At 69.9% G+C, this 14,253-nt stretch carries 16 protein-coding genes; 9 read left to right on the forward strand and 7 right to left on the reverse strand.

Features of this window, described 5'->3' with window-relative positions; all coding sequences use genetic code 11:
• Nucleotides 1-91: 91 nt before the first annotated feature.
• Nucleotides 92-526, reverse strand: a complete 435-nt coding sequence (locus tag ACYQ5L_RS17250; protein WP_459958709.1) for an SRPBCC family protein — start codon at nucleotides 524-526, stop codon at nucleotides 92-94.
• Nucleotides 527-615: 89 nt separating this feature from the next.
• On the opposite strand from ACYQ5L_RS17250, the gene ACYQ5L_RS17255 reads away from it, so the two are divergent.
• Complete coding sequence (locus tag ACYQ5L_RS17255; protein WP_459958710.1) at nucleotides 616-1,248, forward strand: TetR/AcrR family transcriptional regulator; 633 nt, start codon at nucleotides 616-618, stop codon at nucleotides 1,246-1,248.
• Between the two features lie 34 nt (nucleotides 1,249-1,282).
• On the opposite strand, the gene ACYQ5L_RS17260 is transcribed toward ACYQ5L_RS17255, so the two are convergent.
• Both ACYQ5L_RS17260 and ACYQ5L_RS17265 read right to left on the reverse strand, forming a co-directional pair.
• Nucleotides 1,283-2,089 (reverse strand): universal stress protein, encoded by an 807-nt coding sequence (locus ACYQ5L_RS17260; protein WP_459958711.1) that lies wholly within the window; start codon nucleotides 2,087-2,089, stop codon nucleotides 1,283-1,285.
• A 9-nt stretch (nucleotides 2,090-2,098) separates the two neighbouring features.
• A complete protein-coding gene (locus ACYQ5L_RS17265; RefSeq protein ID WP_459958712.1) occupies nucleotides 2,099-2,899 on the reverse strand; it encodes a ribosome hibernation promotion factor in 801 nt (266 codons plus the stop codon).
• Nucleotides 2,900-3,118: 219 nt separating this feature from the next.
• Here ACYQ5L_RS17265 and ACYQ5L_RS17270 point away from each other — a divergent pair, with 219 nt between their 5' ends.
• Nucleotides 3,119-3,499, forward strand: coding sequence for a hypothetical protein (locus ACYQ5L_RS17270; RefSeq protein ID WP_459958713.1), 381 nt, complete (start codon nucleotides 3,119-3,121; stop codon nucleotides 3,497-3,499).
• A gap of 83 nt (nucleotides 3,500-3,582) precedes the next feature.
• Here the strand turns inward: ACYQ5L_RS17270 and ACYQ5L_RS17275 are convergent, their stop codons facing one another.
• Complete coding sequence (locus ACYQ5L_RS17275; protein WP_459958714.1) at nucleotides 3,583-4,647, reverse strand: glycosyltransferase family 4 protein; 1,065 nt, start codon at nucleotides 4,645-4,647, stop codon at nucleotides 3,583-3,585.
• A 384-nt stretch (nucleotides 4,648-5,031) separates the two neighbouring features.
• Between ACYQ5L_RS17275 and ACYQ5L_RS17280 the strand changes: the two genes are divergently transcribed.
• The gene (locus tag ACYQ5L_RS17280) at nucleotides 5,032-5,379 is read left to right on the forward strand and encodes a hypothetical protein (protein ID WP_459958715.1); all 348 of its coding nucleotides are present in this window, start codon (nucleotides 5,032-5,034) and stop codon (nucleotides 5,377-5,379) included.
• The gene (locus ACYQ5L_RS17285; protein WP_459958716.1) at nucleotides 5,376-6,389 is read left to right on the forward strand and encodes a medium chain dehydrogenase/reductase family protein; all 1,014 of its coding nucleotides are present in this window, start codon (nucleotides 5,376-5,378) and stop codon (nucleotides 6,387-6,389) included. Before ACYQ5L_RS17280 ends, ACYQ5L_RS17285 begins: the two co-directional genes overlap by 4 nt.
• Nucleotides 6,390-6,396: 7 nt before the next feature.
• On the opposite strand, the gene ACYQ5L_RS17290 is transcribed toward ACYQ5L_RS17285, so the two are convergent.
• Nucleotides 6,397-7,701 (reverse strand): wax ester/triacylglycerol synthase domain-containing protein, encoded by a 1,305-nt coding sequence (locus ACYQ5L_RS17290; RefSeq protein WP_459958717.1) that lies wholly within the window; start codon nucleotides 7,699-7,701, stop codon nucleotides 6,397-6,399.
• Between the two features lie 250 nt (nucleotides 7,702-7,951).
• Between ACYQ5L_RS17290 and ACYQ5L_RS17295 the strand changes: the two genes are divergently transcribed.
• From ACYQ5L_RS17295 to ACYQ5L_RS17310, 4 genes are all read left to right on the forward strand, one after another.
• Nucleotides 7,952-8,488, forward strand: a complete 537-nt coding sequence (locus ACYQ5L_RS17295; RefSeq protein ID WP_459963452.1) for a polysaccharide deacetylase family protein — start codon at nucleotides 7,952-7,954, stop codon at nucleotides 8,486-8,488.
• Between the two features lie 65 nt (nucleotides 8,489-8,553).
• Nucleotides 8,554-9,243, forward strand: coding sequence for an LGFP repeat-containing protein (locus ACYQ5L_RS17300; RefSeq protein ID WP_459963453.1), 690 nt, complete (start codon nucleotides 8,554-8,556; stop codon nucleotides 9,241-9,243).
• Between the two features lie 115 nt (nucleotides 9,244-9,358).
• On the forward strand, nucleotides 9,359-9,805 hold the full coding sequence (locus ACYQ5L_RS17305) for a hypothetical protein (protein WP_459958718.1): 447 nt from the start codon (nucleotides 9,359-9,361) through the stop codon (nucleotides 9,803-9,805).
• Between the two features lie 41 nt (nucleotides 9,806-9,846).
• Nucleotides 9,847-10,527 carry a hypothetical protein gene (locus ACYQ5L_RS17310; RefSeq protein WP_459958719.1) on the forward strand — a complete coding sequence of 227 codons (681 nt, stop codon included), beginning with the start codon at nucleotides 9,847-9,849 and terminating at the stop codon, nucleotides 10,525-10,527.
• A 14-nt stretch (nucleotides 10,528-10,541) separates the two neighbouring features.
• Here ACYQ5L_RS17310 and ACYQ5L_RS17315 read toward each other — a convergent pair whose 3' ends face one another.
• Together ACYQ5L_RS17315 and ACYQ5L_RS17320 are read right to left on the reverse strand one after the other, a co-directional pair.
• Nucleotides 10,542-11,255 (reverse strand): CBS domain-containing protein, encoded by a 714-nt coding sequence (locus tag ACYQ5L_RS17315; protein ID WP_459958720.1) that lies wholly within the window; start codon nucleotides 11,253-11,255, stop codon nucleotides 10,542-10,544.
• Nucleotides 11,252-11,626 (reverse strand): VOC family protein, encoded by a 375-nt coding sequence (locus ACYQ5L_RS17320; protein ID WP_459958721.1) that lies wholly within the window; start codon nucleotides 11,624-11,626, stop codon nucleotides 11,252-11,254. Before ACYQ5L_RS17320 ends, ACYQ5L_RS17315 begins: the two co-directional genes overlap by 4 nt.
• A 247-nt stretch (nucleotides 11,627-11,873) precedes the next feature.
• Here ACYQ5L_RS17320 and ACYQ5L_RS17325 point away from each other — a divergent pair, with 247 nt between their 5' ends.
• Complete coding sequence (locus ACYQ5L_RS17325; protein WP_459958722.1) at nucleotides 11,874-14,243, forward strand: ATP-binding protein; 2,370 nt, start codon at nucleotides 11,874-11,876, stop codon at nucleotides 14,241-14,243.
• Nucleotides 14,244-14,253: the final 10 nt, after the last annotated feature.

Consider the following 14,253-nt stretch of genomic DNA (forward strand, 5'->3'; position numbering starts at 1 on the left):
GGGCCCAGCATCGACCGCCGCCGTACGTGCCCGCTGCGGTCGAAGGGCCCGAACCCGCCCGCCGAACGACCTCCGCGCGGGCGGGACCGTCCTATCGGAACAGGGTTTCGAGCTTGGTGACGGCTCGGTCCAGTTCGGCGCTCGTGGCGGAGCGGAGCCGGCCGGTGCTCAGCTGCCGCAGTATCGGTCCGCTGAGCACGGTCCGCAGGGTGATGCTGCTCGAACCGCCGTCGATCGGCTGCAACTGCGCGCCGTAGGAGATCAGCAGTCCCGGGGCGGTGGCGCCGAGCTGCAGGGCCGAGGAGGGCGTCCATTCGGTGATCGTCCAGCGGATCGCGTGGACGGCGCCGAAAATCGTCACCTGCTCGGTCGCGGACCGCCCTCGCCTCGGTGGGGACGGCAGGGGCTGCTGCCAATGATCGTGGCACGGCAGCCATTCCCCGCTGCGGGACAGATCGGAGATCAGGGCCCAGACATCGTCACTCGATGCGGACAGTTGGCGCGATGCGGAACTGGACCATCTCATCCCGGGCACTCCCTCTGCGACCGACACCGATTGGTGACACTCCGTCACCAATTGACGCCCGGGCGGCGCGGTGTTGTCAAGATGGGTTCATGCCTTCCCCGCACACCTGGGGCGGCCGCACCGCCGAGGCCCGGCGGGCGGCTCGCCGCGACCGCCTGATCGACGCCGCCATCGACGTCTGGTCCGAAGGCGGCTGGGGCGCGGTGAGTTTGCGCAGCGTGTGTGCGCGGGCCGGTCTGAACGACCGCTACTTCCGGGAGAGCTTCAGCGATCGGGACGCCGTTCTGGTGGCGGCGTGGGACCGGGTGCGCGACGAGACCACGGCCACCCTGACCGCCATTCTGGGCGAGTTCTCCGGCGAGCCCCCACTCGCCGTCTTGTACCGGGCGATCGAGACGGTGGTCGTCAACTTCGCCGACGACCCGCGCCGCGCGCCGGTGCTCTTCGGCGACCACGCCGGCTGCGCCGTCCTCGAGCGCCGCCGCCACCAACTGATCCTCGGCGCGACAGAGGTTCTCGCCACCGGCATGGCGCCGCATCTGCGCCCCGGCCGGGACCGCGAACGGTTTCGCGGATCGGTCCTCATGGCCGTCGGCGGTTTCGTCGAACTGACCACCGCCTGGCGGGCCGGTTTCGTCGCCACCGATGCCGCCGGAATCATCGATCAGACAAAGCATTTCGGGACAGCGCTGGCCGCTTACTACCTCGTGACCGACGGCTGAGGGTAACCTCGGACGGCCACCTCTGCGGCCGAACTCAGCGACAGAGCAGGATCGGGCAGGGGGCATGATGCAGCAGATCCCGGCTCGTCGAACCGAAGAGCGCGGCGGTCGCGGTATTGCGGGCGCGGGTGCCGACCACCAGCAACTGCACCTCGCGCCCCACCTCCGCCAGGACGGTTCCGGGCACACCGGGCACGGCCACCTCGGCGACCTCGACCTCCGGATGCGCGCTGCGGTGCGCGATGAGCGCCTCCGCCAGCACCGCACGCTCGGCGTCCGTGCGATCGGCCGCGCGGCCCACCGGTTCGATACGGGTGGACGGCCAGCAGTGCACGGCCCGCAGCGGCACCCGCAAGGCCGCCGCCAACTCGAATCCCACCTGCACCGCCGTGGCGCTCAGCGCGGTACCGTCCACGCCCACCGCGATCGGTTTGCGGCGGGGGATCGGGCGGCCCGCCGCGCCGCGCCAGACCGCGACCGGGCAGTGCGCGTGGCGGGCGACCTCCATGGTGGTCGGGCCGATGAGCCGGGTGTCCCATGCGGTCTGCGCCCCGACCACCAGCATCCGCGCCCGCGCGCTGAGCGCGACGAGCGCGGAACCGGCTGCCTCCGAGAGGGTCTCGGTGCTGATCGGCAGGTGCGGGGCGCCGCGGCGGACCAGCGTGGCGGCGCGTTGAGCCGCACGGCCGGCGGCGTCGTGCCAGCGCGGCGCACTGGCGATGACCAGCGGTTCGTGAATCGCCTCGGCGATATAGGCCGCCCATCGGACGGCATTGAGCGATGTCGCGGAACCGTCGGTCCCGACGACCACGGCGCTGCGATCGGAACGGCTGTCGGTCATCTCGGCTCGTCAGGCGGCGGGGGTGAGCAGCCCGTAGTGGCCGTCGTAGCGGTGGTAGAGGACGCGGCCGCGATCGGAGGCGCGGTCGCGGTAGAACACGAACGGCCACCCGGTCAGCTCCAGCCGTGCGATGGCGCCGGCGATATCGGTCACCGGCGCGTGCGCCGGGCTGAGAGTGAAGGGCGCGCGGCCGCGCCGGACGGCCTCCGGATGGGGAGTCAGCTGGGCGAGCCGGTACCGGCCGCCACTGCGGTAGAGCACGCTGTCGGTGCGGCTGCCGAGTTCGGTGAACAGCTGGAACTCGTAGTCCATCATCTCCATGTCGAACGCGGCCTCGTCGCAGGTCTGCTCGGCGAGCGCGAATGTCTTGCGGCGCACCACCTCCCGCTGTTCGGCCGCGCGCGGGAAATACGGCAGCGGAATGCGCGGCGGCGCATCGTGCTGCCATTCGTGCGGCCCGGCGGCCGGGCGGCGGCCGCGGATGGCCTCCCAATGCCGGGCGAGCCGTTCGAATCGTTGCTTGAGCCGGGCCGCGAGCCGGTCGACAGCCTCCCGAGTCGTCGGTGCGGTGACCTGCACTCGGATTCCCCGGCCGTTCATGTTCACATTCGCCTGGGCGACAACCGGATTCACCGCGGCCGGATCCCGGTGCCCGGTCAGGCGCACCCGCGCCGACAGCACCGGCTCGGGAGCGCAGGCGAGAATACGGCCGATCTTCTCGCGGGCGTAATCGGCCCCGCCGGCCGAGACATGGTGACCGACCGAAACCTGAACAATAGCATCCGTTTTCGTCGCTCCAGCGCGCATCATTGCCTCCATTCCGGAAACTGTGTCACCGCGGCCACCGCTCACATGAGAGCCGAACGTCACCACGCCCCGGCCCATTCGGCCGCAAAAGGCCCCGAATCCGGCAGCTGCGCCGGTATCACGACGGGGCGCGACCCACCGCCATCGGCAATGGCCGATCGTCCCTTCGAACGGTTGACTTCGGCCCTCCTGCCCATGCCTACCAGCAGCGATGGTGAAGTGATGACGAAGATTTCGAAACCGTCCGCACCGGAACGGCGAGAGCTGGCCGAACGCGTCCTGAACTCGATGGTGCATCGCAGCGAGCAGGTCATGGTGCACGTGCGCTGCGGTCGCGGCCACCATGTGGCCATGGTGCTCGACACCCCGATCGGCCCGGTCTACCAGTCCTCGACCGGACCCCACGCCCACGGCTCGCGCGATTTCGTCGACACCGCCCACGGCGCGCACCGGCACGGCACCCGCTTCGCCGATCTGCTTTCCGGCGACGAACTCTCCGACGACGCCCTCCCGGCATCCTGCGAATGCGGCCCGCACACCTTGTCCCGCACCCGCCTGCAGCAGGCCATCGACGCAGGCGAGCACACCATCCAACTGCCCTGACGGTGACCCCCGGCGTACGTGATCCGCGGACTTCGCACATCGGGAATAGTGTGGATTCCCTGCCGTTGCTTGTGTTTCCGCGTTCAGGCGGCGCCGGGTGCGGTGGGGACGGCGGCGATGATGTCGCGGCGGTCGGCGCGGGCCAGGATGCGCCGGTAGAGGGCCACGTGGTCGCGGGCCATGCGGGTGAGGCCGAAGTGGGTTTCGGCGGCGGTGCGGCAGCCGCGGCGGTCGATGGTGGGTATGCGGTCGATGGCTTGCTGCATGGATTCGTCATCGGCGCACAGGAATCCGGTGCGGCCGTGGTCGACGATCTCGGGGGCAGCGCCCTGGGGGCAGGCGAGGACGGGGGTGCCGCAGGCGAGGGCTTCGGCCATGACGAGGCCGAAGGGTTCGGGCCAGTCGATCGGGTTGAGCAGGGCGTCGGCCGATCGCAGTAGTCGCACCCGGTCCGCGGTGGGGAGTTCCCGGGGCTCGGGATCGTCGGGGCCGAGCAGCGGCCGCACGTGTTGTTCGTAGAAGGCGTGTTCCTCGGCTTCGCGGATCTTGCTGACCAGCACCAGTTTTCGCCCGGCGGCGCGAGCAATGCGGACGGCGCGGTGCGGGCCCTTGGCCGCGCACATGCGGCCGATCCACATCAGGTAGCCCCCGCCGCCGTCACCGTAGCGGTAGGTGTCGAGATCGATACCGTGGTGGATGACCGCGGTGACGGGGATGGGCGCGGCGAATCGCTTCTGCGCGTGGGAGATCGCCACCAGCGCGACCCGGTCGGCGTAGGCGGCGATATTGCGGGAGTTCATGGGATCGAACGGGCCGTGGCAGGTGGACACCACCGGCGGTCCGTCCGGGCGCGGGCCGATGAGCGGGCCCAGGGCGGTGTGGTCGTGGATGATGTCGACGTCGGCGAGTTCCTCGTAGGCGGCCAGCACGTGGGCGGCCTCCGGCACGGCCACGCCGATCGGGCTGAAGGGCTGTTCGTAGAGGTACGACCGTGGTACGGGGCAGGTCGACTCGCCGACGGTGAACAGCCGCACCTGGTGGCCGAGCGCGGCCAGGCCGCGGGCGAGATTGTCGACCATCGCCTCGGTGCCGCCGTAGGCCGGGGGCGGCACGGGAACCCATGGGGGAGCGATCAATCCGATACGCATGACTTCTCCTTTGCTACACCGGCGGCTGTGTGGGATCGCCGATGGTCGTCGACGGGCGCGAGTGTGGTGGGCTCGCGGAGAGTGCGGTAACCCGGGTAGCCGGCGCAGGGCACGATTTCAGAACACCCGATGATCGGTGTCGGGCCGAAGAGGCATTCGTCACCCCGGCGGTTACCGCGGCTGCACGTGTTCGAGCCGAAATCCTCTTGCGGGACCGAGGCTCCCGGCCCATGTCAGGAGGCCGGCCGCGCGGCCGGGCAACGCGCCGCGGGCGACGGTTTTCAGGGACCTTCGTCCATCCGACGACGGCCGGATTCCACTGCCGCGCCCTGGCTGCGGGCGCGCACACTCGGCGCAGTACGTCCACCGAGGAGGGAGAAGACGATGGTCACAGGCATCGTGCTGACCGTCGTGAGCGCGGTGGCGGTGGGATACGCGTGGTGGGCATTCGTCGAACCCCTGGCCAAGCGTCATCGCTCCACCGGCGATCGTCCCACCGCCGCGTCGGCCGTATACCGCCGCGACCCCCCGCTCACCGCGGAGTCCGACACCCGGATACCGCCCCACCTGACCGCCGACTGGGCCGACCACGCCCAGATCTGGTCGGCCCTGCTGGCCGAGAACGCGCTGCTGGCCGACAGATTGGCCAACCGCCTCGACCGGAACACCTACCGCACCCTCATGGCCGAACTGGCCCAGCGCTGTGAGCCGGCCCAGGGCGACCGCAGATGAAACGCGTCGTCGTTTCCCGCTACGGCGGTCCGGAAGTCCTCACCGTGGTCGAGGAACAGCCGCCCGCGCCGGGGCCGGGGCAGGTGTGCGTGCGCGTGCGGGCGGCGGGTGTTTCGTTCACCGACAAGCTGCTGCGGGCGGGCACCTATCCCGGTGGACCGAAGCCGCCGTTCACTCCCGGCTACGAGTTCGCGGGTGTCGTCGAACGGGTGGGCCCGGGATGCTCGGCGCTGCGGCCCGGCGACCATGTGGCCGCCCTGGTGGTGTGGGGCGGATATGCCGAAATGGTCTGTGTCGACGAGGAATTGGCCATCAAGGTGCCCGCGGAGGTGGACCCGGCGGTGCTGGTGAGCGTGATCTTTCCGTATATGACCGCATACCAGCTGATCCACCGGGCGGCGAGAGCCGAACCGGGGGAGACGGCGCTCTATCACGGGGCGGCGGGGCGCGTCGGGGTCGCGCTGCTGGAACTCGCCGAGCCCGCGGGACTTCGTGTGTACGGGACCGCCGCACCGCAGGACTGTGCGCTGGTCGAGAAGCTCGGCGGAGTGCCGATCGACTACACCTCCGAAGATTTCCTGGCCCGGGTGCGCGCCTCGAGCGATGGCGGGGTCGATATCGTGTTCGACGGCATCGGAGGGCCGGTGTCGCTGCGTTCCTATCGGGCACTGCGGCGCGGCGGCAGGCTCGTCCTCTTCGGTCACTACTCGACGCTCGCACGCGGCCGTCGCAGCCGGCGTGGCCTGATCGAGTTCTACGGTTCGGGAGCCGCCGCCATGCTGGCGGGGCTGATTTCGCCCGCGCGGCGGGTGTCGACGTACCGCATCGCGAAACTCCGTGACCGCCATCCCGACTGGTTCCGGACCGACCTGTCCGAACTGATCGGTTTGCTGCGCGAGGGGCGAATCCACCCGGTGGTCGCCGAACGCATGCCGCTGACCGAGGCACGCCGGGCACACGAGCTGCTGGATACGACGGCCGCCACCGGCAAGATCGTCCTCGTTCCCTGATGGGCTGTCATCCTGTGCGGCTGTCGAATTCGGCGCCCAGCGCGGCGGTCAGTTCCGCGAGGTGGGGGAAGTGGTCGGGGTCGGCCGCGATCGTCACGGTGAGTGTGCCCGCGTAGGAGAGCACTTCGAAGTACACCGGGGTGTTGCCGCCGGGGCCGACGCCGATGGGGATCGCCGAGGTGATGGGGAATCCGGCGAATGTCACCTGCTCGGCGGGGCCTCGGACGTGGGAGACCAGGGTGTGGAATCGGTGCTGATGGTTCATGTACCAGCGGAAGGCGCCGAGGGCCGCCAGCGGGCGGAACAGCCAGCCCAGCACGGCGATCGGCGGCGGGCCGGAGGCGGCGGCGCGGTGCGCGCGAACCTGGGCGGCCACCTGCCGAAGCCGTTGCGGCACAGGGCCGGTGGCGGGTACCGATACCAGCATCGGCCCGACCGCATTGCCGAGATTCGGATCAGCGGCGCGGCGGCCGGCGACCGGCACGGTCATGACGATCGGGTCGAGGGATTCTCCGTGCGCCAGCAGCACGTCGTGCAGTGCCGCCGCCACCGCGACGAGCAGAGCGTCATTGGCCGTGGCGTCGTGCCGGTGCGCGGCTGCGCGCAGCGTCGCGAGGTCGGCGCGGGCCACCGCCAGTCGCAGGCGTGGCCCGGTGCGCTGGTTGAGGGATCCCGGCGCCGCCCGAACCGGCCGGAGACCACCCGCGGCGTGCAGGGAACCGCGCAGCATGCGTACGGCCCGGGGCAGGTTCCGCACGGCGCGCCGCCGGGTCGCGAAAGCCTCACGGGCCAAATCGGATATGGCGGGCGCGGGGCGGGGAAAGTCGTCGCGGGCCGGAGCTCGGACCGGCACGTCGACGAGGCCGGCCAGCACCGCGAGCCCGCCGACGCCATCGGCGAGCACATGGTGCAGCACGACCACGAGTGCATGACCATGGTCCGCCATTCCGGTGATCAGCACCGCCGACCACAAGGGCGCGTTCCGCGGCAGCGGGCTCGTGATCACCGCCAGCGCGGTGTCCAGCAGTGCCTGCTCATCACCGGGTGCGGGACATGCGATCGCACGGACATGGTCGTGTATATCGAATCTCGGATCGTCCACCCACACCGGCCCGCCGCACCCGAAGGGCGTGCGAACGAGCCGCTGCCGCAACCGGGGCACGCTGTGCATGCGTTCGGCGAGCAGCCGGCGGGCGCGGTCCAGATCGAGCGTGCCGCCGCCGAGGACCAGGACGGCGCCGAACTGTTCGGGCATCGGCCCGGTATCCATGGCCAGGAATGCCCGATCGGTAGGACTGGCGCGCTCGATCATGACCAGGCAGTCACCGGCTTCCCCTGTCGGATCGATTCACTGTATCCCAATAGTCTTCGCCGACAGCACTATTCGCGTGGCGGAGAGGACTCGGGGCCCGCGGATCCGGGACCAACGTCCCTGCTCGCCGGACCGGTGGAGCGGGCATGGTGAGGCATGCGCTCGTTCATTCGCCGGAGGTGACGCGATGGCATTCGGCCGGAACAGGATTGCGGCACTGGCGGCCGCCGCCGTCGTGGCATTGGTCCCGATGGCCGCCGGGGCCGCGGACGCACCGCCGCCGGCGGCCGCGGTGTTCACCCGCGCCTACGACACGACGACCAAATCGGTGACCCTCACCTTCGACGCGGACTGGTGGAGTCCCGGCAAGCCGGACGACGTGGTGCGCATTCTGCGGGACAACGGGATCGTCGCGGGGTTCTCGCTCACGGGCCGCTATGTCGAGAAGTATCCCGATCAGACGCGGACGCTGCTGGCGGCCGGGCACAAGCTGATCAACCACAGCTACGACCATCCTACTTCACCGGCCTGTCCCAGGCGGACCGCTGGGCGCAGCTGGATCGCGCGGAGGCGGCGTTCAACCGGCTCGGCTACAGCTGCGGCGGTTGGTTCCGCGCCCCCTACCGCGACGGATACCAGGACGCGGGCGTCAACGGTGACCTCGCCACGCACGGCTATTACGTCAACTACGACTGGACCTTCGACACGACGGGATACGCCGGCGCGAGTCTCGACACCATTCTCGCGCGCGTCCGGCAGTACACGGTGCCGGGCGCGACGATCGTGATGCACCTGAGCAACGAGTCGACCGACACCGCGGCGCTGCCCTCGATCATCGCGACACTGCGGAACATGGGCTACGGCTTCACCGATCCCTACCGTTCCGTCACCCGAGGTCTGATCGCGGCCAAGTACGCCGCACTCGGTGCGCGGTCCTCGGTGCTCGGTGCACCGCGCTCGGGCGAGATGGCGGCCACCACGGCCGGAACGAGTGCGGTGCAGTGGTTCGAGCGCGGCCGCCTGTACTGGCGCAACGACATCGGCGCCTTCGAGGTGCACGGCGCGATCGGCGGCAAGTACTTCGGGCTCGGCTCGGTGACCTCGTTCCTCGGATACCCGGTGACGGACGAGACCGCCACTCCGGACGGCGCCGGCCGCTTCAACCACTTCCAGGGCGGCTCGATCTATTGGAGCCCGGTCGGCCAGGCGCACGCGGTCTACGGCGCGATCCGCGACAAGTGGTCCGCAATGGCCTGGGAGCGCGGATTCCTCGGCTACCCGATATCCGACGAAGTCGGCGTGACCGGTGGCCGGGCCTCGCAATTCCAGGGCGGCAACGTCTACTGGTCGGCGGGCACCGCCGCGCACGAGGTGCACGGCGCCATCCTGTCTCGTTACCTCCAGTTCGGCGGCACCGGCAGCACGCTCGGCCTGCCGGTCAGCGACGAGTACGACATCACCGGCGGTCGCCGCAGCGACTTCCAGCACGGCGCGATCGAGTGGAACGCGACCACGGGCGTCGTGACCGTTGTTACCGGCTAGCAGCTGTTCCCGGGCCCGGAACGGCTGCCTTCCGTGCGGTGGCGCGGTTGCGGGTGGGCGGCGCGGAGTGCGAGTGGCCCTAGGTCACTCGTGTCCGGGCACATAGCATCTGACGATGTCAGCGGTGGTGCGGGACCGTAAGGGTATGGCGCTCACCCGATTCGTTCGAGAACTCGACACACGGGAATCCGTGCTCGTCCTGCTGTCCGGATTCGTGGCGATCTGGGCGCTCGCCGGAGCGCTCGGCCTCGTGACGGGAGTGATCGACCTGGGGCCCACCATCAGCGACCGGCTCCCGTTCGACAGTCCGGTCTTCGGCGGCATCGCACTCGCCGTCGTGGTGGGCCTGCCCATGACCCTCACCGCCGTCTTCGCCGCCCGCGCCGACGCCCGCACCCCGGAGCTCGCCATGCTGAGCGGTGGCATGCTGATCTGCTGGATCATCGTGCAGGTGTACACCATTCGCGTATTCGTCTGGCTGCAGCCGGTGTGCGTGGCGCTCGGCCTCGCGGTGCTCGCGCTCGGCATGACCGTGCGTCCGGGCGCGCGCTCCTCGCGGTGATCGGCGGGGCGCGAACGACCATCGAACAGGGCGGACAGCAGGTGAACGGCACATTCCGTGATCCGGGAATCGACGACGGTGAGAAATCGGTGTATCGCATCGGGATCGCCGACCGGTCGCAGAGGTTCCTGGTCGGGCATACCGTCGGACACGACGGCGACAGATACGTGTCGGTGCTGACGGCGGGGGTCGGCGAGAGCTTCGAAATCACCGTGGAGCAGCGGTTCCTGCGGGCAGGAGGGCACCTGCGCGCGGAAAGTTATCGCGCGCGGACGCGGTCCGGCGATGTGGTCGTCTCGCGGGAGGAGGCGTACTTCCTCGGGACCAGGCACCTGCAGTTCGGTGGCGCTATCGAACCGTTCCCGGCGAACGTCATGCCCTTGATCGGCGGTCTCACGCTGCTGCGCGGCCTGGAGTTCCGCAAGGGAGCGAAGGCGGAATTCGATGTGTGGCTGGCATTCTCGGTACACTGGCCACTGCGCACCCGCGTGGAGAAGCTGACCGCCGTGGCAGTGCCGCCGGGTCGGATCGACTGCTGGCAGGTGCGGGTCCGCCCCAGCTTCGCGCACGTGAACACGGTGCTGGACACGGTGATCGCGGGCTTCCTGCCGCCCTTCGTGGCGCATTTCGCCGCGCAGGCGCCACATCGGCTGGTGCGCTTCGGATTTCCCACCGGCCCGATGCCGTGGAACCCGCGCGGCGTACTCGAACTCGTGTCCTGAGGGCTCGGCGCGTCTCAGCGTCCGGTGAATCGGTGCAGGATGCCCACGTTCTCCGGGGGCGGCGACGGCAGCTGGGTGTCGTCGAGGTCGGCGGTCAGTTCGTTGTGCACGTCCACCACGCCGTCGACGGCCTCGGTGAGCACGGTGATGATCTCGATCATGCTCCGCCGCTCCACGTTTCCGCGTAGGGTGACGATTCCGCCGCGGACCTCGACGGTGACCCGGCGCGGCGGCACGGTCATGGCGCGGGTGAGGACCTCCTCGCGGATCTCGGCGGCCAGGTCGGCATCGTGGCGCAGGTAGACCGACAGCAGGTCCTTGCGGCTGACGATGCCGCGCAGTGTTCCGTCGGCATCGAGTACGGGTGCGCGTTTGACGCCGTGGCGGGCCAGGATCGCGGCGGCGGCGGGCAGCCGGTCGTCGGCGGACACCGTCACCACGGGTGCGGTCATCAGGTCGGCGGCGGTTCGGGTCGCGCCGCTGCGGGCGAAAGCCTTGTGACGCAGCAGATGCCACAGCGCGGACCCGTTCGCGCCGCCGGCGCGGGCCTGGCGGCCGAGCAGATCGGCCTCGGACACCATCCCGACCACGCGGCCGTCCGCATCGAGCACCGGGACGCCGCTGACCCGGTGCTCGGCGAGCATGCGCGCCACCTTCCGGAACGGGGCGTCGGCCGGCACCGTCACCACGTCCCGGGTCATGACATCGGCGACTCGTTTGTGCCTCATGAGCTTTCACCTGCCGAAGCGGATTCGGAGTATTGGAGCAGGCCGACGATCGCGCCGCCGGGATCGGAGAACAGCGCGAAGGTCATACCGTCGCCGATCGCCGACGGCGGGACGACGGTCTCACCACCGAGCCCGCGGATCTCGGCCAGTTTCGCCTCCAGGTCCGGCACCCGCACGTAGACGGTCACATACGGCGGAATGTCCGGGCTCGTCTGCATGATTCCGCCTGCCAGGCCGCCTTCCTCGGCATTTACGAGGGTGTAGTCCGGTCCGGCGCCGGTCATCGTCCAGCCGAAAACCTTGCCGTAGAACTCCCGCAGCGCGGCCGCGTCGGGCCCGCCGATCTCCCAATGCACCACTGGTTCACCCATGATCGTCCTTTCGAATCGGCCCCCGTTCCCACGGTGCGGCATCCGACCGGTCCACCGGCAGGGCCGAACGTCCACCGGCGGCGGGCATATCCTCCCTGGGGCGGCACCGCGGCAGGGGCCACAGGCGCACAGTGCAATTCCGGCAATTCGGTTAGGTCGAAATGTCGGCGTATCGGAGTCGCGCGGCCGGTTTAGCTCTGCCTATTCTGGGTAAAGACCGCCCTCGGCGGGTGAGCGGGAGGTGAGGATGTCGGATGTGGACTTCCGCGCGGTATTCGAGTCGGCTCCGGGCCTGTATCTGATTCTCGATCCCGACCTGCGCATTGTCGCGGTGACCGACGCCTACGCGCGGGCGACCATGACCGAGCGAACCCGGATTCTCGGGCGGCACATCTTCGAGGTGTTCCCGGACAATCCGGACGACCCCGAGGCGGAGGGCGTCCGGAATCTGCGGGTTTCGCTGGAGCGGGTCCTCCGCGACCGCTCGGTGGACGCCATGCCCGTGCAGCGCTACGACGTACGGCGACCCGACGGGCAGTTCGACGAGCGGTTCTGGAGCCCGTCCAACTCACCGGTGCTGGGCGCGGACGGCACGTTGCGCTACATCATCCATCGGGTCGAGGACGTCACCGACTTCATGCGCCTGCGGGCCTCCGGCGCCGCCCAGCAGCTCGAGACCGCCGCGTTGCGAGAATCCACCGAGCGGATGGAGGGCGAGGTGTTCGCCCGCGCCCGCGAGGTGGCCGAAACCAGCCGGCAACTCAAGGAGGCCAATCGCGAGCTGGCCGAATTGTATGAGCGCACAAAGGAACTCGATGAACTGAAGAGTCATTTCTTCGCCGGCGTCAGTCATGAGCTGCGCACTCCGCTCATGCTGATCCTGGCTCCGGTGGAGAAGCTGCTGGAAACCTGTACCGATGATCTGCTGCGCGCCGATCTGGAGCTGATCCTGCGCAATGCGCACCTGCTGCTCGGGCAGGTGAACAATCTGCTGGACGCGTCCAAGCTGGAGGCCGGGGCGTTGCGCCCGGACTATGTCCGGGTCGACGCCGCCGCGCAGGTCCGGCTCGGCACCGCGTTCTTCGAAACCGCGGCCGCCGACCGCGGGATCCGATTCGACACCGTGGCCTCGGCGGCGGTCTCCGCGGAAGTGGATCCCGAGCACCTGCAACGGATCCTGCTCAATCTGCTCTCCAACGCCTTCAAATTCACCGAGGCGGGCGGAGCGGTGCGCTGCGCGCTCCGGTACAGCGACGACCATCTGATTCTCGAGGTCGCCGACAGCGGTCCCGGTATCGCCGCCGAGGACCGGCAGACGGTCTTCGAACGCTTCCGCCAGCTCGACGGCGGCAGCACCCGCACCACCGGCGGCACCGGACTGGGCTTGAGCATCGTCCGCGATCTGGTGCGCCTGCACCGGGGCAGCGTGGCGATCACCGACGCGCCGGAGGGCGGTGCCATGGTGGTCGTCGAACTGCCGCGCACGGCGCCGCCGGGCACCGCGGTCCGAGCCTCGGCGGCCAGCGATGCGGACGGCAACCGCGCCCTCGCTGCGGCGACGCTCGCCCAGCTGGCCGCCACGGCCGGTCCGGAGAATCCTGTCGACGCGGACGACGACGAGCCCAAACCGGTGGTGGTCCTCATCGAGGACAATCTCGACCTGAGCAACCTGGTCCGGGAAACGCTGGCGCCGCAGTATCAGGTGATCACCGCCTACGAGGGAGCCACCGGCCTGCGGCTGGCCCGTGCCCACCGTCCCGATCTCATCGTGTGCGACATCATGATGCCGCAGCTCAGCGGTGACGAACTCGTGCGGCGGGTGCGCGACGACCCGGCCCTGCGGGATACCCCGGTGCTCGTCGCCAGCGCGCGCGCCGACGAGCGGACCCGGCTGGGCTTGCTACGCGCCGGCGCCAACGACTTCCTGGCGAAACCGTTCGCGCTCGCCGAATTGCGCGTCCGCGCCGACAATCTGGTGAATATCCGCCTGGCCGAGACGCGGCTGCGCGCCCTGCGGATCGTCAATGAACGCGACCGGATGGCGCGGGAACTGCATCGCACGGTCATCGACCACCTGTTCGCCGTCAGCCTGCGGCTGGGCGGAATCCGGCCGCTCACCCGCGACCCGAAGGCCATTGCCCGCGTCGACGAGGTCATCGGTGAACTCGACGCGATGATGCGCCAGATCCGCCGCACCATAGCCGATCTCGGCGCGGAATCCGGTGAGGGCGCCGGATTCCGGCTGGAGGCAGCCGATATGGTCGGGGAGACGGCCGAATTCCTCGCGGCCCGATCGCAGTTCGACTGCACCGGGCCGGTCGGCACTCTCGACAGCACGCTCGCCCGGCCAACCCTCGAGGCATTGCGCGCGCTGCTCACCACCGTGCGGCGCCGCGCGGTGGCGCAGGAGATCTCGGTGATGGTGGCGCTGGGTGCCGAGCTGACCCTGACCGTCACCGAGCGGGCCGCTGCGGCGACTTCACCGGCCCTGCCGGACCAGGACCTGACATCGCTGCCGGAGCGGCTCGGCCAATACGGTGCGGCCCTGTCGATGACGACACCGGGTCCGGCCACGACCAGCTGGACCTGGACGATGCCCCTCGCCGCGGCCGGGTAGGAACCGCCGG

The organism is Nocardia sp. IFM 10818, assembly GCF_054655275.1.

Bases quoted from the DNA above. Each gene is read 5' to 3' on its own strand.
- ACYQ5L_RS17250 (WP_459958709.1), bottom strand. From the start codon at position 526: ATGAGATGGTCCAGTTCCGCATCGCGCCAACTGTCCGCATCGAGTGAC.
- ACYQ5L_RS17255 (WP_459958710.1), top strand. From the start codon at position 616: ATGCCTTCCCCGCACACCTGGGGCGGCCGCACCGCCGAGGCCCGGCGG.
- ACYQ5L_RS17260 (WP_459958711.1), bottom strand. From the start codon at position 2,089: ATGACCGACAGCCGTTCCGATCGCAGCGCCGTGGTCGTCGGGACCGAC.
- ACYQ5L_RS17265 (WP_459958712.1), bottom strand. From the start codon at position 2,899: ATGATGCGCGCTGGAGCGACGAAAACGGATGCTATTGTTCAGGTTTCG.
- ACYQ5L_RS17270 (WP_459958713.1), top strand. From the start codon at position 3,119: ATGACGAAGATTTCGAAACCGTCCGCACCGGAACGGCGAGAGCTGGCC.
- ACYQ5L_RS17275 (WP_459958714.1), bottom strand. From the start codon at position 4,647: ATGCGTATCGGATTGATCGCTCCCCCATGGGTTCCCGTGCCGCCCCCG.
- ACYQ5L_RS17280 (WP_459958715.1), top strand. From the start codon at position 5,032: ATGGTCACAGGCATCGTGCTGACCGTCGTGAGCGCGGTGGCGGTGGGA.
- ACYQ5L_RS17285 (WP_459958716.1), top strand. From the start codon at position 5,376: ATGAAACGCGTCGTCGTTTCCCGCTACGGCGGTCCGGAAGTCCTCACC.
- ACYQ5L_RS17290 (WP_459958717.1), bottom strand. From the start codon at position 7,701: ATGATCGAGCGCGCCAGTCCTACCGATCGGGCATTCCTGGCCATGGAT.
- ACYQ5L_RS17295 (WP_459963452.1), top strand. From the start codon at position 7,952: ATGGCCGCCGGGGCCGCGGACGCACCGCCGCCGGCGGCCGCGGTGTTC.
- ACYQ5L_RS17300 (WP_459963453.1), top strand. From the start codon at position 8,554: ATGGGCTACGGCTTCACCGATCCCTACCGTTCCGTCACCCGAGGTCTG.
- ACYQ5L_RS17305 (WP_459958718.1), top strand. From the start codon at position 9,359: ATGTCAGCGGTGGTGCGGGACCGTAAGGGTATGGCGCTCACCCGATTC.
- ACYQ5L_RS17315 (WP_459958720.1), bottom strand. From the start codon at position 11,255: ATGAGGCACAAACGAGTCGCCGATGTCATGACCCGGGACGTGGTGACG.
- ACYQ5L_RS17320 (WP_459958721.1), bottom strand. From the start codon at position 11,626: ATGGGTGAACCAGTGGTGCATTGGGAGATCGGCGGGCCCGACGCGGCC.
- ACYQ5L_RS17325 (WP_459958722.1), top strand. From the start codon at position 11,874: ATGTCGGATGTGGACTTCCGCGCGGTATTCGAGTCGGCTCCGGGCCTG.